Origin of the sequence: Methylobacterium sp. GXF4 (assembly GCF_000272495.1) — a bacterium.
Taxonomy (GTDB): Bacteria; Pseudomonadota; Alphaproteobacteria; order Rhizobiales; family Beijerinckiaceae; genus Methylobacterium; species Methylobacterium brachiatum.
Genome location: NZ_AKFK01000079.1, coordinates 1 through 14,813 on the forward strand (window position 1 = coordinate 1; position 14,813 = coordinate 14,813).

18 protein-coding genes are annotated in these 14,813 nt (G+C 69.3%); 7 read left to right on the forward strand and 11 right to left on the reverse strand.

Annotated elements, in window-relative coordinates; all coding sequences use genetic code 11:
• The 3 genes from WYO_RS21800 to WYO_RS21810 all read left to right on the forward strand — a co-directional run.
• On the forward strand, nt 1-522 hold a 522-nt coding region (locus tag WYO_RS21800), incomplete at its 5' end, for a CoA pyrophosphatase (protein ID WP_007566547.1).
• A 14-nt stretch (nt 523-536) separates the two neighbouring features.
• Nucleotides 537-794: a DUF6111 family protein gene (locus WYO_RS21805; protein WP_007566548.1), complete on the forward strand. Its 258-nt coding sequence runs from the start codon at nt 537-539 to the stop codon at nt 792-794.
• Nucleotides 791-2,032 carry a CCA tRNA nucleotidyltransferase gene (locus WYO_RS21810; RefSeq protein ID WP_007566549.1) on the forward strand — a complete coding sequence of 414 codons (1,242 nt, stop codon included), beginning with the start codon at nt 791-793 and terminating at the stop codon, nt 2,030-2,032. Before WYO_RS21805 ends, WYO_RS21810 begins: the two co-directional genes overlap by 4 nt.
• A 4-nt stretch (nt 2,033-2,036) precedes the next feature.
• Here WYO_RS21810 and WYO_RS21815 read toward each other — a convergent pair whose 3' ends face one another.
• The 9 genes from WYO_RS21815 to WYO_RS21855 form a co-directional block, all read right to left on the reverse strand.
• A complete protein-coding gene (locus WYO_RS21815; protein WP_007566550.1) occupies nt 2,037-2,438 on the reverse strand; it encodes a F0F1 ATP synthase subunit epsilon in 402 nt (133 codons plus the stop codon).
• Between the two features lie 148 nt (nt 2,439-2,586).
• The gene (gene atpD, locus WYO_RS21820; RefSeq protein WP_007566551.1) at nt 2,587-4,044 is read right to left on the reverse strand and encodes a F0F1 ATP synthase subunit beta; all 1,458 of its coding nucleotides are present in this window, start codon (nt 4,042-4,044) and stop codon (nt 2,587-2,589) included.
• A gap of 42 nt (nt 4,045-4,086) precedes the next feature.
• Nucleotides 4,087-4,977 (reverse strand): F0F1 ATP synthase subunit gamma, encoded by an 891-nt coding sequence (locus WYO_RS21825; RefSeq protein ID WP_007566552.1) that lies wholly within the window; start codon nt 4,975-4,977, stop codon nt 4,087-4,089.
• A gap of 162 nt (nt 4,978-5,139) precedes the next feature.
• Complete coding sequence (gene atpA / locus WYO_RS21830) at nt 5,140-6,675, reverse strand: F0F1 ATP synthase subunit alpha (RefSeq protein WP_007566553.1); 1,536 nt, start codon at nt 6,673-6,675, stop codon at nt 5,140-5,142.
• 55 nt (nt 6,676-6,730) lie between these two features.
• Entirely contained in the window at nt 6,731-7,303 is a 573-nt protein-coding gene (locus tag WYO_RS21835; protein WP_007566554.1) for a F0F1 ATP synthase subunit delta, read from the reverse strand.
• A gap of 241 nt (nt 7,304-7,544) precedes the next feature.
• Nucleotides 7,545-7,901: a DUF6883 domain-containing protein gene (locus tag WYO_RS32475; RefSeq protein WP_007566555.1), complete on the reverse strand. Its 357-nt coding sequence runs from the start codon at nt 7,899-7,901 to the stop codon at nt 7,545-7,547.
• Entirely contained in the window at nt 7,902-8,162 is a 261-nt protein-coding gene (locus WYO_RS21845) for a hypothetical protein (protein ID WP_007566556.1), read from the reverse strand.
• A 77-nt stretch (nt 8,163-8,239) separates the two neighbouring features.
• On the reverse strand, nt 8,240-8,932 hold the full coding sequence (locus WYO_RS21850; RefSeq protein ID WP_007566557.1) for a DsbA family protein: 693 nt from the start codon (nt 8,930-8,932) through the stop codon (nt 8,240-8,242).
• A gap of 93 nt (nt 8,933-9,025) precedes the next feature.
• Entirely contained in the window at nt 9,026-9,652 is a 627-nt protein-coding gene (locus tag WYO_RS21855) for a 2-hydroxychromene-2-carboxylate isomerase (RefSeq protein WP_007566558.1), read from the reverse strand.
• A 204-nt stretch (nt 9,653-9,856) separates the two neighbouring features.
• Here WYO_RS21855 and WYO_RS21860 point away from each other — a divergent pair, with 204 nt between their 5' ends.
• Nucleotides 9,857-11,095, forward strand: coding sequence for an argininosuccinate synthase (locus tag WYO_RS21860; protein ID WP_007566559.1), 1,239 nt, complete (start codon nt 9,857-9,859; stop codon nt 11,093-11,095).
• Between the two features lie 21 nt (nt 11,096-11,116).
• Here WYO_RS21860 and WYO_RS21865 read toward each other — a convergent pair whose 3' ends face one another.
• The gene (locus tag WYO_RS21865; RefSeq protein ID WP_039903699.1) at nt 11,117-11,743 is read right to left on the reverse strand and encodes a hypothetical protein; all 627 of its coding nucleotides are present in this window, start codon (nt 11,741-11,743) and stop codon (nt 11,117-11,119) included.
• 212 nt (nt 11,744-11,955) lie between these two features.
• Here WYO_RS21865 and WYO_RS21870 point away from each other — a divergent pair, with 212 nt between their 5' ends.
• Nucleotides 11,956-12,537, forward strand: coding sequence for a hypothetical protein (locus WYO_RS21870; RefSeq protein ID WP_007566561.1), 582 nt, complete (start codon nt 11,956-11,958; stop codon nt 12,535-12,537).
• On the opposite strand, the gene mtgA is transcribed toward WYO_RS21870, so the two are convergent.
• The gene (gene mtgA / locus WYO_RS21875; protein WP_007566562.1) at nt 12,515-13,177 is read right to left on the reverse strand and encodes a monofunctional biosynthetic peptidoglycan transglycosylase; all 663 of its coding nucleotides are present in this window, start codon (nt 13,175-13,177) and stop codon (nt 12,515-12,517) included. The genes WYO_RS21870 and mtgA overlap by 23 nt on opposite strands.
• A 168-nt stretch (nt 13,178-13,345) precedes the next feature.
• Between mtgA and WYO_RS21880 the strand changes: the two genes are divergently transcribed.
• A complete protein-coding gene (locus WYO_RS21880; RefSeq protein WP_007566563.1) occupies nt 13,346-14,317 on the forward strand; it encodes a polyprenyl synthetase family protein in 972 nt (323 codons plus the stop codon).
• A 123-nt stretch (nt 14,318-14,440) separates the two neighbouring features.
• Nucleotides 14,441-14,794: a hypothetical protein gene (locus tag WYO_RS21885; RefSeq protein ID WP_007566564.1), complete on the forward strand. Its 354-nt coding sequence runs from the start codon at nt 14,441-14,443 to the stop codon at nt 14,792-14,794.
• Nucleotides 14,795-14,813: the final 19 nt, after the last annotated feature.

The window sequence follows — 14,813 nt, forward strand, 5'->3', positions numbered from 1 at the left end:
CCGCCACATCGGCGGGCCGCCGTGCTGGTGCCGGTGGTGTTCCGGGCCGGCGGTCCGCAACTCGTGCTGACCCAGCGTGCGGCCAATCTGCGCGACCATTCCGGGCAGGTCGCGCTGCCCGGCGGCAAGATCGACCCCGCCGATCCCGGACCGGCGGATGCGGCCCTGCGGGAAGCCCACGAGGAGATCGGGCTCGCGCCCGAAAGCGTGCGCCTGCTCGGCTATCTCGACCCCTACCTGTCCGGCACCGGGTTCCTAGTGACACCGGTGATCGGCATCGTGCCCGACGACGCCGCCTTCACGCCAAACCCGTCCGAGGTGGCGGACGTGTTCGAGGTGCCGCTGCCGGTTCTGATGGATCGGGAGCGCTACATCCTGGAGGCGCGGGTCTGGCAGGGACGCACCCGCCGGTACTATGCCCTGACCTTCGAAGACCGCCTCATCTGGGGGGTCACGGCCGGGATCCTGAACAACCTCCGGGAGCGCCTCTACCCGGAAACCAGCACGCACCCCGCGGGATAAGGTCACCGACAATCATGCTGCGCCGCCTCATCGAAGAGTTCGGCCTCTTCCTCATCCCCTTCGCGGTGTTCACGATCTACCTGGTGCTGGTCGGCCGCAATCCGCTCCGCCGGGTGCATTGGGATCCGCACCTCCTCCGCCTCGTGCTCACCGGCCTCGCCATCGTGATCGGCACGCTGGTCTACGAGGGCGTGTTCTCCGAACGCCGGGCCGGCGGGTACGTGCCGCCCCACATGGAGAACGGCCGCCTCGTACCGGGCGGCTTCAAGTGACGCACGCGCTCGATCACGGCGGGCTGGCGGCCCTCCTGGACCAGCCGGGCGTGCGCCGGGCGCTGGCCGCCCTGGACGCAAAGGGCGCCGAGACCCGCCTGGTCGGCGGCTGCGTGCGCGACGCGCTGCTCGGCAATCCATCCGCCGATATCGACCTCGCGACCACGCTGCTGCCGGATGCGGTGATGGATGCCGCCCGCAGGGTACCGGGCCTCAAGGCGGTGCCGACCGGGATCGAGCACGGCACCGTGACGCTGGTCACCGGGGACGGACCGATCGAGGTCACCACCCTGCGCGAGGATGTCGAGACCGATGGCCGTCACGCCGTGGTGCGGTTCGGCGGCGATTTCGCCCGGGATGCCGAGCGGCGCGACTTCACCGTCAACGCGCTCTCCCTCGGGGCCGACGGGCGCCTGCACGACACGGTCGGCGGGCTGCCCGACCTAGCGGCCGGTCGGGTCCGCTTCATCGGCGATCCCGCAACCCGCATCCGCGAGGATGCCTTGCGGATCCTGCGCTTCTTTCGCTTCCATGCCCGCTTCGGCGCCGGCCCACCGGATGCGGCGGCGCTCGCCGCCTGTATCGCCGCGCGCGACGCCCTGGACCGGCTATCCCGCGAGCGGGTCCGGGCCGAGTTCCTGAAACTCCTGACCGCCCCCGGCGGGGTGCCGATGGTCGGAACGCTGAGCGCCACGGGGCTGCTCCAGCGGATCACGGGCGGCGTCGCCGAACGCGGGCGCCTGGAACGAGCCAGCGCCGCCGCACTCTCGCCGGTTATGCGTCTCGCCGCCCTGTCGGTCGAAAGCCGGCAGGACGCGGATCGGCTGCGGGAGCGCTTGCGTCTGTCGAAGCAGGAATACGCGCTGCTCACCGGCTATGCGGATGCGCTGGCGGACCTTCACGGCCGCGCCGGAATCGACGCACCGGCCGCGCGCGCGCTGGCCGCGGAACACGGGCTGCCGTTACTCAGAGAGACGCTAGCCATCCTGTCCGGCGAGCCCCGGCCGATCCTGACGGAGGACGCCGAGCGGGCGCTGCAGGCTCTGAGCGGGGAGGGCGGTGCGCCGAGCTTCCCGCTGGCGGGGGCGGATCTCGTGGCGGCCGGACTGCCGGCCGGCCCCGCCATCGGCCGCGGATTGGCCGCAGCCAGGTCGTTGTGGTTGGAACTCGGTTGCCCGATGGACGCCGAGACGCGGGCGTCGCTGCTGGAGCGGGCGCTCGCGAGCGCCCGCGCATGACCGATCAGAGCTTGAGCAGCGCCTTGGTCTCCTGAAGCTGGACGATCTGGCCGTTCAGCTCCTCGCGCTTCTGCAGGTCTTCGGTGGCGTCGCGCTGCAGCTCGGCCGCCTCGATGTCGCGGTCGAGGGATTCGTGCGTCAGCTCTTCGATCGGCGCGGCGCGCTCGGCCAGCACCGTCACGGCGGTCGGACCGATATCGGCGAAGCCGCCGCGGACGTAGATCCGCTTGCCGCTGCCTTGGCTCTCGGTGATCACGATGACCCCGACCCGCAGGGAGGTCAGGACCGGGGCGTGGCCCGGCATAACGGTCATCTCGCCCTCGGTGCCGGGCAGCTGAACGGCCGTCACCTCGCCGGAATACAGCGTCCGCTCGGGGCCGACGAAATCGAAGTGGAAGGTGGCCATCTCAGGACGATCCCGGAACCGCAATACGCTCTCCGCCCCATCGCGGGGCGGAGCTGGAGGTGGGGCGGTACGGACGGCGCCGACGAAGCTCGCCGATGCCGCCACCCCACCCCGACCCCTCCCCGCGACCGGGGAGGGGATGCCGGCCTTAGGCGGCCTTCAGCTTCTTGGCCTTCTCCTGGGCCTGCTCGATCGTGCCGACCATGTAGAAGGCGGCCTCCGGCAGGTCGTCGTAATCGCCGTTCACCAGGCCCTTGAAGCCCTTGATGGTGTCTTCCAGCGGCACCTGCACGCCCGGCGAGCCGGTGAACACCTCGGCGACCGAGAAGGGCTGCGAGAAGAAGCGCTCGATCTTGCGGGCGCGGGCGACGGTGAGCTTATCCTCCTCGGACAGCTCGTCCATGCCCAGGATCGCGATGATGTCCTGGAGGGCCTTGTAGCGCTGCAGCGTCTGCTGGACGCGGCGGGCGACGTCGTAATGCTCCTCGCCGAGGATCGCCGGCGACAGCATGCGCGAGGTCGAGTCCAGCGGATCCACCGCCGGGTAGATGCCCTTTTCGGCGATCGAGCGGGACAGCACGGTCGTGGCGTCGAGGTGGGCGAAGGAGGCGGCGGGCGCCGGGTCGGTCAGATCGTCGGCCGGCACGTAGATGGCCTGCACCGAGGTAATCGAGCCCTTGGTGGTGGTGGTGATGCGCTCCTGCAGGGCGCCCATGTCGGTGGCCAGCGTCGGCTGGTAGCCCACCGCCGAGGGGATGCGGCCGAGTAGCGCCGACACCTCGGACCCCGCCTGGGTGAAGCGGAAGATGTTGTCCACGAAGAACAGCACGTCCTGGCCCTCGTCGCGGAACTGCTCCGCGATGGTCAGGCCGGTCAGCGCGACGCGCGAGCGGGCGCCCGGCGACTCGTTCATCTGGCCGTAGACCAGGGCGCACTTGGAGCCCTCGGCCGAGCCGTTATTCTCCTTCGGGTCCAGGTTCACCTTGGACTCGATCATCTCGTGGTAGAGATCGTTGCCCTCACGGGTCCGCTCGCCGACGCCGGCGAAGACGGAGTAGCCGGAGTGCACCTTCGCGATGTTGTTGATCAGCTCCATGATCAGCACGGTCTTGCCGACGCCGGCGCCGCCGAACAGGCCGATCTTGCCGCCCTTGGCGTAGGGGGCGAGCAGGTCGACGACCTTGATGCCCGTGACCAGGATCTGCGCCTCGGTGGACTGGTCGGCGTAGGAGGGGGCCGGCTGGTGGATGGCGCGGTAGGTCTCGCACACGACCGGGCCGGCCTCGTCGATCGGCTCGCCGATCACGTTCATGATGCGGCCCAGCGTGTTCATGCCCACCGGGACCTTGATCGGCTCGCCGGTATCGGTGCACTCCTGGCCGCGGGTCAGGCCCTCGGACGTGTCCATGGCAATGCAGCGGACGGTGCTCTCGCCGAGCTGCTGGGCGACCTCGAGGACGAGGCGGGCGCCGTTGTTCTTGGTCTCCAGGGCGTTCAGGATCTCGGGCAGGTGCCCGTCGAACTGCACGTCGACCACGGGGCCGATGACCTGGGTGATCTTGCCGACCTTGTTGGAGCCGGCGCCGGGGATTGCGGTGTTCGCCATCGTAAACCTACCCTTCAAGCTGTGCGTTCAGGTCGCGGAGCCTCAGAGAGCTTCCGCGCCCGAGATGATCTCGATGAGTTCTTTGGTGATCATGGCCTGACGCGTGCGGTTGTAGATCAGCGTCTGCTTCTTGATCATCTCACCCGCATTGCGGGTGGCCGAGTCCATGGCGCTCATCCGCGCACCCTGCTCGGACGCGGCGTTCTCCAGGAGCGCCCGATAGACCTGCACGGTGAGGTTCTTCGGCAGCAGCGTCTCCAGGATCGCCTCCTCGGAGGGCTCGAATTCCAGAGCGGCGTTGCCGTTGGCGCTCTTGACCGCCGTGTCGGCCGCCGGCAGCTCCGCCGGGATCAGGCGCTGCGCGGTGGGGATCTGCGAGATCACCGAGCGGAACTCGGAATAGAACAGGGTCGCGACGTCGAACTCGCCGGCCTCGAAGCGCGTCAGGATCTTGTTGGCGATCTCGGCGGCGAACTCGTAATCGACCGGGCGATTGCCGCGGATATCCATGCTCTCGACGATCTGGTCGCGGTAGAGGCGACGCAGCTGATCGTTGCCCTTCTTGCCGACCGTCATGATCTTGACGGTCTTGCCCTCGGCGGTGAGCTTCTGGATGTATTCCCGGACCGCCAGGCGGACGATCGAGGAGTTGAACGCGCCGCACAGGCCGCGATCGCCGGTGCAGACGACTAGGAGATGGGTCTGCTCGGAACCGGTGCCCGAGAGGAGCTTCGGGGCGCCGACGCCGCCGACCAGATTGCCGGCGAGGTTGCCGAGCACCTGAGCCATCTTCTCCGCGAAGGGACGGCCGGCCTCGGCGGCCATCTGCGCACGGCGCAGCTTGGCGGCGGCGACCATCTGCATGGCCTTGGTGATCTTCTGCGTCGCCTTCACCGAGGTGATGCGGTTGCGCAGGTCCTTCAAACTCGCCATCGGGCCGCGTCCAGATCCGTTCCAGGGCCTCTCCTCCCCCGTGCGGGGAGGAGCCGAAGGTGGGAATTGTGCCGGGTCCGGCGGCCGATGGTGCCATCAGCACCGGTGCCGCCCCCAACCCTCCCCACCGGAGGCGGGGAGGTCACACGGGTCTTTGCGCGATCAGGCGCCGATCGATTTGGCCACGCCCTCGACCACGCTCTTCAGCTTGCCGGCGCTCTCGTCCGACAGGTCCTTCGAGGTGGCGATGGCGCTGAGCAGGTCCTGGTGCTTCGTGCGCAGCGTGCTGAGCAGGCTGTCCTCGAAGGCGCGGATCTTGCTGACCGGGAGCTTGTCCAGGTAGCCGTTCACGCCGGCGTAGATCACGGCGACCTGCTCTTCCATCTTCAGCGGCGAGAATTGCGGCTGCTTCAGGAGCTCGGTGAGCCGCGAGCCGCGGTTGAGGAGCTGCTGGGTCGAGGCGTCGAGATCCGAGCCGAACTGCGCGAAGGCCGCCATCTCGCGGTACTGCGCCAGCTCGCCCTTGATCTTGCCGGCGACCTTTTTCATCGCCTTGGTCTGGGCGGAGGAGCCCACCCGCGACACCGAGAGGCCGACATTCACCGCCGGGCGGATGCCCTGGTAGAACAGGTCGGTCTCGAGGAAGATCTGGCCGTCGGTGATCGAGATCACGTTGGTCGGGATGTAGGCCGAAACGTCGTTGGCCTGGGTCTCGATGACCGGCAGGGCGGTCAGCGAGCCGTTGCCGGCGGCGTCGCCCATCTTGGCGGCGCGCTCGAGCAGGCGGCTGTGGAGGTAGAACACGTCGCCCGGATAGGCCTCGCGGCCCGGCGGGCGGCGCAGCAGCAGGGACATCTGACGGTAGGCCACGGCCTGCTTGGACAGATCGTCGTACACGATCACGGCGTGCATGCCGTTATCGCGGAAATACTCGCCCATGGCGCAGCCGGCGAAGGGCGCGATGAACTGCATCGGCGCGGCGTCCGACGCGGTGGCCGCGATGACGATCGAGTATTCCAGGGCGCCCTGGTCCTCGAGCACCTTCACGAACTGGGCGACCGTGGAGCGCTTCTGGCCGATGGCGACGTAGATGCAGTAGAGCTTGGACTTCTCGTCCCCGCCCGCGGCATGGCCGGGCTTCTGGTTTAGGATGGTGTCGAGGGCGATGGCGGTCTTGCCGGTCTGGCGATCGCCGATGATCAGCTCGCGCTGGCCGCGGCCGACCGGGATCAGGGCATCGATCGCCTTCAGGCCCGTGGCCATCGGCTCGTGCACCGACTTGCGCGGGATGATGCCCGGCGCCTTCACGTCGACCCGGCGACGCTCGGTGGACTGGATCGGGCCCTTGCCGTCGATCGGGTTGCCGAGGCCGTCGACCACGCGGCCGAGCAGGCCCTTGCCGACCGGCACGTCCACGATGGCGCCGGTGCGCTTGACGGTCTGGCCTTCCTTGATCTCGCGGTCGGAGCCGAAGATCACGATGCCGACGTTGTCCTGCTCGAGGTTGAGCGCCATGCCGCGCACACCCGACTCGAACTCGACCATCTCACCGGCCTGGACGTTGTCGAGGCCGTAGGCGCGGGCGATGCCGTCACCGACGGACAAGACCTGCCCGACCTCGGAGACCTCGGCCTCTTCGCCGAAGTTCTTGATCTGGTCCTTCAGGATCGCGGAGATCTCGGCGGCGCGGATGTCCATACTCGGGCCTCTGTCGCTAAATCGTCAGTGCATGTTCGGATCGGATGGGGCGCGCTTACTGCGCGGTCCGCATCGCGAGGCGGATACCGTTGAGCTTGGTCTTGAGGGACGCGTCGATCATCCGCGAGCCCATCCGGACGACGAGACCGCCGATCAGGCTCGGATCGACGACCAGGTCGAGATCGACATCGGCCTTGGCGATGTCGCGCAGCGACGCCTTGATCTCCTCAATCAACGCGTCGGACGGCCGTTCGGCCACCCGCACCTCGGCGCGCACCACGCCCTTCGAGTCCTGAACCAGCGACCGGAAGGCCCTGATCATGCCCGGCAGGGCGAACAGGCGCCGATTCGAGGCCGCGAGGCGGATGAAGTTTCCGGCGAGACCACCGATCCCGGCACGGTCGAGGACGGCGCCGATGGCGGCGGTCTGCTCCACCGGGGTGAAAGCCGGGCTGCGGACGAGGCGGCGCAGGTCCGCGCTCTCCTTCAGCAGGGCATCGAATTGATTGAGGGCCTCGGCGACCGCGTCGACCTGGCGCTCGTCACGCGCGAGCTCGAAAAGGGCGGAAGCGTACCGGCCCGCCACGCCTGCGACCAGGGGACCAGCCTCGGAACCGTTCTGCGCCACCCGTCGCTCTCTTCTCTGTTGCCCGCCCGATCCGCGCGCTCCGGCCGGGAACGCGGTGCGGATCTCGTTCGGGACGTGGGATCGCGCCAGCAGCGGGAAGGGTCGAGAACCAGCCCTTGTGGCGCGGCGACCGCCTAGCATGCCAGCATGGCCGCACGCAACACGGACCGGCGCGGCTCTGCGCGATACGGCGGCGGAAGTGTGACGCAGTGGATCGTTCGAACACGACCCGCGGGCCCATTCAGATCCGATGCGCGGTCACGAGCTCCGCAACGCCGCGGATGCCGCTCGGTGTTCCGGAGCTGACTTGCCAGACCGATCGGACCTCTGGGTTCGAGGCCAGGGGCGTGCGGATCGGCCCCTCGAAGACGAGGCGATGTCCCCACATTTTCGGCGGCAAACGAAGGCCGACGAAATTCGTCGCCGACGTATGCTCGAACAGGGCCTCGATCAGCACTTCGGGGCGATCCGGATCAAACCCTTGCGAGAGCCACCACCGGGCCTTCGCTGGGCTTCCGCCCGACAGGTTCAGCAGATAGCCGGTAATCTTGGCCGGCGCGATATTGAAGCCGGACGGCCAGGAAATGTAGGGCCGCACTTAAGCCGGCCGCCGGTGCTCGCGGATCATCTCCCGACCGATCGTAACGAGGCCGGTGAAGGGAGCGTCGAACTCGATGTCGAAGGCCTCGGCCTCGCCCCAGACCGCAACGACGGTCCCGACCGTCCCCGCCGGCACGGTCTCGCCATCCTCCGTCTGCGCGTCGACCGCGAGCGTCACGGCGTCGAGGGCGTCGATCGCGAAACGGCGAGGGGGCCCGTCCGTCGTGAAGGCCGGGCGATTGGGCGCTTCGTAAGTCATGGCCGTCTCTTCCAATCGCCCGAATCTGCAACGCCGCGCGGGGTTGCACAAGTCGGGCGCCCGGCGGTCAGGAAATCTCAGCAGGCCAGCCGATCGCACCGCCGGGTGCTGGCGATCATCTTCGCCATGGCGTTGGCGCCGGGATGGCCGAGGATGCCGCTGTTGCCCAGGACATAGGAGGGTGTGGCGTAGAGGCCGAGATCGGCCGCCATACGCATCTGGCTCTTGAGGGCCTGCCGGACCTCCTCGCTGTCGGCGATCTCCTCGACCTCCGCCTGCGGGATGCCGAGCGCCGCTGCGGCCGTGAGGGCGCCGGGCCCGTCGATCCGTCCGGGTTTCCCCAGGAGCGTGCGATAGAAGGTCCAGGCGGCGGCCGAGCCGAGCTTGCGCTGGACCGCCAGCATCACCTTGGCGGCCTGGGCGGATTGCGGGGACAGGATCGGATTGTTGACGAGGCCGACGCGCAGGTCCGGATCGGATTCGTGCAGGGCCACGACGTCGGCGGCGGCCTTGCGGCAGTACGGGCAGTTGAAGTCGAAGAACTCGTACAGGGTGGTCTGGGCCTCGCGCGGGCCGGCATAGGTGACGCCGCGCAGCGCCGGGATCTGGCCGGTGATCTCCCCCGGCAGGATCGAGTTCGCGACGGGCCTGCCGTCATCGCCCGTCACCGCAACGCGCTGGCCGTAGGATTGGGCGGCGGCCCGTCCGAGTCCGACGCCGATGGAGGCACCGGCAGCGGCAGCAATGAGGTTACGACGGGTCAGCACCATGTACATCGTCCGGGACGGGAGGGGTTTCGGGCCGAGGCGGGGCCGCAACGCGGATGCGCGCCGCCGTGATGGCGCAGGTCCGTGAACGCCGCCCTACCGGATGCCGGCCGGACGGTCGCCCACCGCCCAGGCCAGGGCCTGTTCCAGGCGGTCGTTGCCCCAGAACAGCTCGCCGTCATCGGCGAGAAAGGTCGGGGCGCCGTAGATGCCGCGCGAACGGGCTTCCTCGACGGCGACCCGAAGCCGGGTCTTGTTGGCCTCGCCGGCGGCGGCGCGCACGGTCTGGGTGCCGTCGAGCCCGAGCGAATCGAGGATCTCGACAACGGCGGCCGGCTCAGCGATCGAACGCCCCTCGGCGAAACTCGCGGTGAAGACCGCCTTCGAGAACGGCACCAGCCAGTCCTGATCGTGACCGTAGATCGCCGCCCGCACCGCGCTCAGGCTGTTCTGCGGGAATTGCGCCGGCCGGGTGAGCGGCGGCAGGCCGAGGCGGGCGGCCTCGCGCTCCACGTCGCGCCACATATTCTTGCCCTTGGCCGGGTAGAGATTGAACGGCGAGGTCGTCCAGCCCTGCGAGGCGAAGAGCGGGCCGACCAGGAACGGCCGCCAGCGCACGGCGACGCCTGCCGCCTCCGCGGCCGCCTCGATCCGCATCGCCGCCAGATAGGAATACGAGGAGGCGAATTCGTACCAGAACTCCAGGGTGGGCTGGCGCGCCATGGACTTCGCTTCTCCGATGCTTGTCGTGCTGCGGGGATCAGGCAATGCCCACGCCGCGCCGTGCCTCACACGGCCGCAAGGCCGTCATGAGGCGAAACGCTGTCGATCGTCCGGCAACAGGCTACGCGCGAGGCGGCACGCCGGTTGCAGGCCGATGACACCCGCGATAAGCCGCCGACACCCTGCACCAGTTCCGGAACCAGCATGTCCGATCCCGCGAAGAGCCCCGTGAAGAAGGTCGTGCTGGCCTATTCCGGCGGCCTCGACACATCGATCATCCTGAAGTGGCTGCAGACCACCTACGGCTGCGAGGTCGTCACCTTCACGGCCGATCTCGGCCAGGGCGAGGAGCTGGAGCCGGCCCGCCGCAAGGCGGAGCTGCTCGGCATCAAGCCCGAGAACATCTACATCGAGGACCTGCGCGAGGAATTCGTGCGGGACTACGTGTTCCCGATGTTCCGGGCCAACGCCGTTTACGAGGGCGTGTACCTGCTCGGCACCTCGATCGCGCGGCCGCTGATCGCCAAGAAGCAGATCGAGATCGCCGAGCGCGTCGGGGCCGACGCGGTCTGCCACGGCGCCACCGGCAAGGGCAACGACCAGGTCCGGTTCGAGCTCGGCTACTACGCGCTCAAGCCCGACGTCACGGTGATCGCCCCCTGGCGGGAATGGGACCTGCGCTCCCGCGAGCAGCTGATCGCCTTCGCCGAGCAGCACCAGATCCCGATCGCCAAGGACAAGCGCGGCGAAAGCCCGTTCTCGGTGGACGCCAACCTGCTGCACGCCTCCTCGGAGGGCAAGGTGCTCGAGGATCCGGCCGTCGAGGTGCCCGACTACGTGTTCTCGCGGACGATCTCGCCGGAGCAGGCGCCGGACACGCCGACCATCATCACCATCGGCTTCGAGAAGGGCGACGCGGTCTCGATCGACGGCGAAAAGCTCTCGCCCGCCAGCCTGCTGGCCAAGCTCAACCAGCTCGGCCACGACAACGGCATCGGCCGGCTCGACCTCGTCGAGAACCGCTTCGTCGGCATGAAGAGCCGCGGCATGTACGAGACCCCGGGCGGCACGATCCTGCTGCCCGCCCACCGGGCGATCGAGTCGATCACGCTGGACCGCGGCGCGGCCCACCTCAAGGACCAGCTGATGCCGCAATACGCGGAGCTGATCTATAACGGCTTCTGGTTCTCGCCCGAGCGCGAGATGATCCAGGCGCTGATCGACAAGAGCCAGGAGAAGGTCACCGGCACGGTGCGGCTGAAGCTCTACAAGGGCGGCGTCCACGTGATTGGCCGCGAGAGCCCGCACTCGCTCTACGACCAGGACCTGGTGACCTTCGAGGAAGGCGCCGTGGCGTACGATCACCGCGACGCCGCGGGCTTCATCAAGCTGAACGCGCTCCGGCTGCGCACCCTGGCGCAGCGCAAGAAGCGGGACGCCTGAGCGTCCCCCGGGGGCCCGCGCTCAGGCGGGCTCCCACACCGAGGCGGCGTTCCGGCGGAAGGTGCCGGGCCCGAGATCGGCGTAGCGCAGGAAGATCTGGAAGGCCGGCTGCATCTCGCGGTGAAGCCGGACCAGGTTCTCCGGTTCGGTGCCGCCGCCGAGATGCCGGCCCATGTCGAGCGTGTAGGCCTCCGCTCCGCCGTAGGGCCGCTCCGGGTCGATCCGCGGCACGCCGTGATCGTCGTCCCACATGTGGTTGAGCCGCGGGATCAACGCGAGATGCTCCTCCGTCACCGCGAAGGTGATGTGCTCCGGGGTCTCGCCCGTGGCTAAATCCCGGAACACGTCGGTGATCGCCGCGCAATCCAGCTTCGCCAACGGGTTGTGGTACTGGTAGCGGCCGGGCTTCAGCCGGGCATTCTGCGAGAACACGGCGAGCCCATCCTCCAGCGCCCGGTGCTCCTCCTCGGCGCCGTCATCGTCCCCCGTCACGTTGGCGATGTCGCCGTCCCGGTCCCGGCTGCCGTAGGGCGCCTCCGGGTGGATCATCGGCGCGCCGGGCTCGGCGCCGTTCCAGGCGACCACCATCCGGCGGATCAGGGCGATGCGCTCGAGGGTGAGGTCGTAGACGGCGTCGGTCATTGTCATTCGGTCCCGGATATCGCGGCTCTGGCGCCCCTCTTACAGAGGTGATTCGGTGCCTGCTACCGCCGTGGTCAGCCCTTGCATCCGCGCGCCGTCCGATCACGCTGCATCGGGTTCGGATGTCGCGATTCGGGGACGCTCATGATCGATCCGATCGTATGACGGCGCAGCCTAATCGCCCCGAACGGGGCAGCGGGACGGCGCATGCCCCCACCATGCGGCTCCTCGACCGATACCTTCCGGCCTATCAATTCCGCGAGACGCATGCCTGCCTGATCGCGGCCGAGCCTGCCGCGATCCTCGACAGCGTCGTCGCCTATCGCCCGGATTCGGATCGGTTCTTCCGGACGGTGATCGGCCTGCGCGAGATTCCGATGCGCCTCCTCGGCAGGCCGGACGGGCCGCGCGCCCCGTTCGGCTTCCACGATTTCACCCTGCTCGACCGGAGCGCGGACGAGATCGTTTACGGGCTGGTCGGACGATTCTGGCGTCCGGATTACGGGCTGGAGCCGGTGGCGGACGGCCCAGCGTTCCAGGCATTCGCGGTGGGAGACGTCGCCAGGCTCGCGCTGGCCTTTGCCACCCGGCGTCACCCGGACGGCCGAACCGAATTGGTCACCGAGACGCGGATCGACTGTCCCAGCCGCGCCGCGCGCCTGAAATTCACGCTCTACTGGCTCGTGATCCGCCCCGTGAGCGGGCTCGTGCGCCGGCGCATGCTCGCATCGATCCGGCGCGCCAGCGAGCAGCCCCCGGGGGAGCGATCGGGACACGTCACCGCCGCAGGCAACCCGTGAGCCCCTCGATCTGACCCATCATCGCCTGGATCTGCGCGGCCCGGCGGCGGACCCCGGGGGAGGGGCGGCCGGCGCTGCGGGTGATCGGGTTCGGCAGGACGGCGGCCAGGAGGGCGGCCTCGCCCCGGGTCAGCCGGCTCGCATCCTTGCCGAACCAGTGCCGGCTCGCCGCCTGGGCGCCGTAGATGCCGTCGCCCCATTCGGCAATGTTGAGATAGATCTCCATCATCCGCCGCTTGCCCCAGAGGGCATCGAGCGCCAGCGCGAGCGGGATCTCGAAGGCCTTGCGGATGTAGGACCGGCCCGGCCACAGGAAGACGTTCTTCACGGTCTGCATGGCGATGGTCGAGGCGCCCCGGCTCGGCGAATCCTCATCCTCCACGACCTCGCGGATCGCCCCGAAATCGACGCCGTAATCCAGGCAGAAGCGCTGATCCTCCGAGGCGATCACGGCCTGCGGCAGGACCGACGCGATCGCCGTCAGCGGCACCGGATCCCGGCTCACCGGCTGAAGCGTCAGCCACCGTCCGAGCATCAGAGTCGACGGCGGCGTCACCGCGCTATAGACGAGCGCCAGCGTGAGCGTGAAGATGAAACCGAGGGCGGGGAGCAGCAGCAGCGCTCCTACGAGCCGGCGCACACGGCGGGAGCGCCTCGGGCGAGCGCGCGGCAGGTCGCGTGGCCCGTCTCTCGAGACGGCGCGCGACGCCGCGATCCGCCTGGGTTCGGTTCGGTCGTACTTGATTTCATCTCCGCGCAAAGCGACGCCCGATTGATTTCGCCAGGCCAAGACCGGACGCAGCGCCCGATGACCTCGACTCCCTCAACGCAGGCTCAGACCGGTTCGGTCAAGACGGCCACCCCCGCCGCCGAGTTTTCCCACAGGCTGGCGCAGGTCGCCGAGACGGTCGAGACCTTCCTGGTCGAGCGGCTCGGCCCGGACATCGGCCCCGGCGAGATCGCCCGGCCGCCCCGGCTGATGGACGCGATGCGCCACGCCGTGCTGGGCGGCGGCAAGCGCCTGCGCCCGTTCCTCGCCATCGAGACCGCCCGGATGCTGGGCGGCTCCGAGGCCGCGGCACTGGCGGCCGGCGCCGGGGTCGAGCTCGTGCATTGCTACAGCCTCGTCCACGACGACCTGCCGGCGATGGACGACGACGACATGCGCCGGGGCAAGCCGACGGTGCACAAGGCCTATGACGAGGCGACCGCGATCCTGGTCGGCGACGCCCTCCAGACGCTGGCTTTCGAGATCGTGGCCGACCCGACCTGGCAGCCGGATGCGCGGATCCGCGCCGACCTGGTGCTCGGGCTGGCCCGCGCCTCAGGCCTCGGCGGCATGGTCGGCGGCCAGCTCCTCGACCTCACTGCCGAGGGGCGGTTCGGTGCGGCCAATATGGACGTTGACGACACCCTGCGGATGCAGGCCATGAAGACCGGCGCGATCCTGGCCTTCTCGGTGGAAGCCGGCGCGATCGTCGGCGGCGCCGACGCGGGACAGCGCGCGGCGCTGCTGCGCTACGGCCTGGCGCTGGGCCAGGCGTTCCAGATCGCCGACGACATCCTGGACCGGGAGGCCTCGCCCGAGGCGATGGGCAAGGCGACCGGCAAGGACAAGGATGCCGGCAAGGCTACGCTGGTCGACCGCCTCGGCCTCGACGGCGCCCGCGCCGAATGCGACCGCCTCGTCGGCGTCTGCGAGGATGCCGTCGCACCCTGGGGCGAGGGCGCGCGCACCCTTCGCGATGCCGCCCGATTCACGGTTGCCCGCAAGACCTAAGGCCATGCATCGGTGAGGGCGGTTCGCCGTCACGCATGCTCACGGCACAGGGCGACGCCGGATCTCGACAATTGAGCGGGTCGGTTTGACCGGCCCGCAAGGACGGCGCCGCGATCGTCGGGCATGCCCTCCTCTCCGTCGCTTTCGCGTATCCTGGCCGCCGGCACGGGCCTCGGCGGGCTCGGCTACATGATGGCTCACCCGGACCCTTCCGTGGAGAGCATCCTGATCGGTCTGGCGTGCGTGATCCTGTGCGCCGGCCTGTCCGCGATGCCGGCTCCGAAGAAGCCGATCCGGCGCGAAGCGGCCCCGATCCAGCCACCCCGGCAGCCGGAGCCGCAGGCGATCCAGCTCCTGCCCGGGCCGCAACCCCATCGGCTGCTCATGGCCAAGGTCATGCAGCCCGGCTCCGAGCCGCCCGCGGCGCCGAGCCAACAGGCGCGCAGCGACGACCGGCAGCCTCAGCGGACGCCGTAGATCCGCGGCGAGGGACCGG

What these genes read in the sequence shown, in the direction of transcription:
- WYO_RS21845 (WP_007566556.1), bottom strand. Translation starts at nt 8,162, where the DNA reads ATGACTTACGAAGCGCCCAATCGCCCGGCCTTCACGACGGACGGGCCC.
- atpA (WP_007566553.1), bottom strand. Translation starts at nt 6,675, where the DNA reads ATGGACATCCGCGCCGCCGAGATCTCCGCGATCCTGAAGGACCAGATC.
- WYO_RS21860 (WP_007566559.1), top strand. Translation starts at nt 9,857, where the DNA reads ATGTCCGATCCCGCGAAGAGCCCCGTGAAGAAGGTCGTGCTGGCCTAT.
- WYO_RS21805 (WP_007566548.1), top strand. Translation starts at nt 537, where the DNA reads ATGCTGCGCCGCCTCATCGAAGAGTTCGGCCTCTTCCTCATCCCCTTC.
- WYO_RS21880 (WP_007566563.1), top strand. Translation starts at nt 13,346, where the DNA reads ATGACCTCGACTCCCTCAACGCAGGCTCAGACCGGTTCGGTCAAGACG.
- WYO_RS21815 (WP_007566550.1), bottom strand. Translation starts at nt 2,438, where the DNA reads ATGGCCACCTTCCACTTCGATTTCGTCGGCCCCGAGCGGACGCTGTAT.
- WYO_RS21865 (WP_039903699.1), bottom strand. Translation starts at nt 11,743, where the DNA reads ATGACAATGACCGACGCCGTCTACGACCTCACCCTCGAGCGCATCGCC.
- WYO_RS21885 (WP_007566564.1), top strand. Translation starts at nt 14,441, where the DNA reads ATGCCCTCCTCTCCGTCGCTTTCGCGTATCCTGGCCGCCGGCACGGGC.
- WYO_RS21855 (WP_007566558.1), bottom strand. Translation starts at nt 9,652, where the DNA reads ATGGCGCGCCAGCCCACCCTGGAGTTCTGGTACGAATTCGCCTCCTCG.
- WYO_RS21870 (WP_007566561.1), top strand. Translation starts at nt 11,956, where the DNA reads ATGCGGCTCCTCGACCGATACCTTCCGGCCTATCAATTCCGCGAGACG.
- atpD (WP_007566551.1), bottom strand. Translation starts at nt 4,044, where the DNA reads ATGGCGAACACCGCAATCCCCGGCGCCGGCTCCAACAAGGTCGGCAAG.
- WYO_RS21850 (WP_007566557.1), bottom strand. Translation starts at nt 8,932, where the DNA reads ATGGTGCTGACCCGTCGTAACCTCATTGCTGCCGCTGCCGGTGCCTCC.
- WYO_RS21825 (WP_007566552.1), bottom strand. Translation starts at nt 4,977, where the DNA reads ATGGCGAGTTTGAAGGACCTGCGCAACCGCATCACCTCGGTGAAGGCG.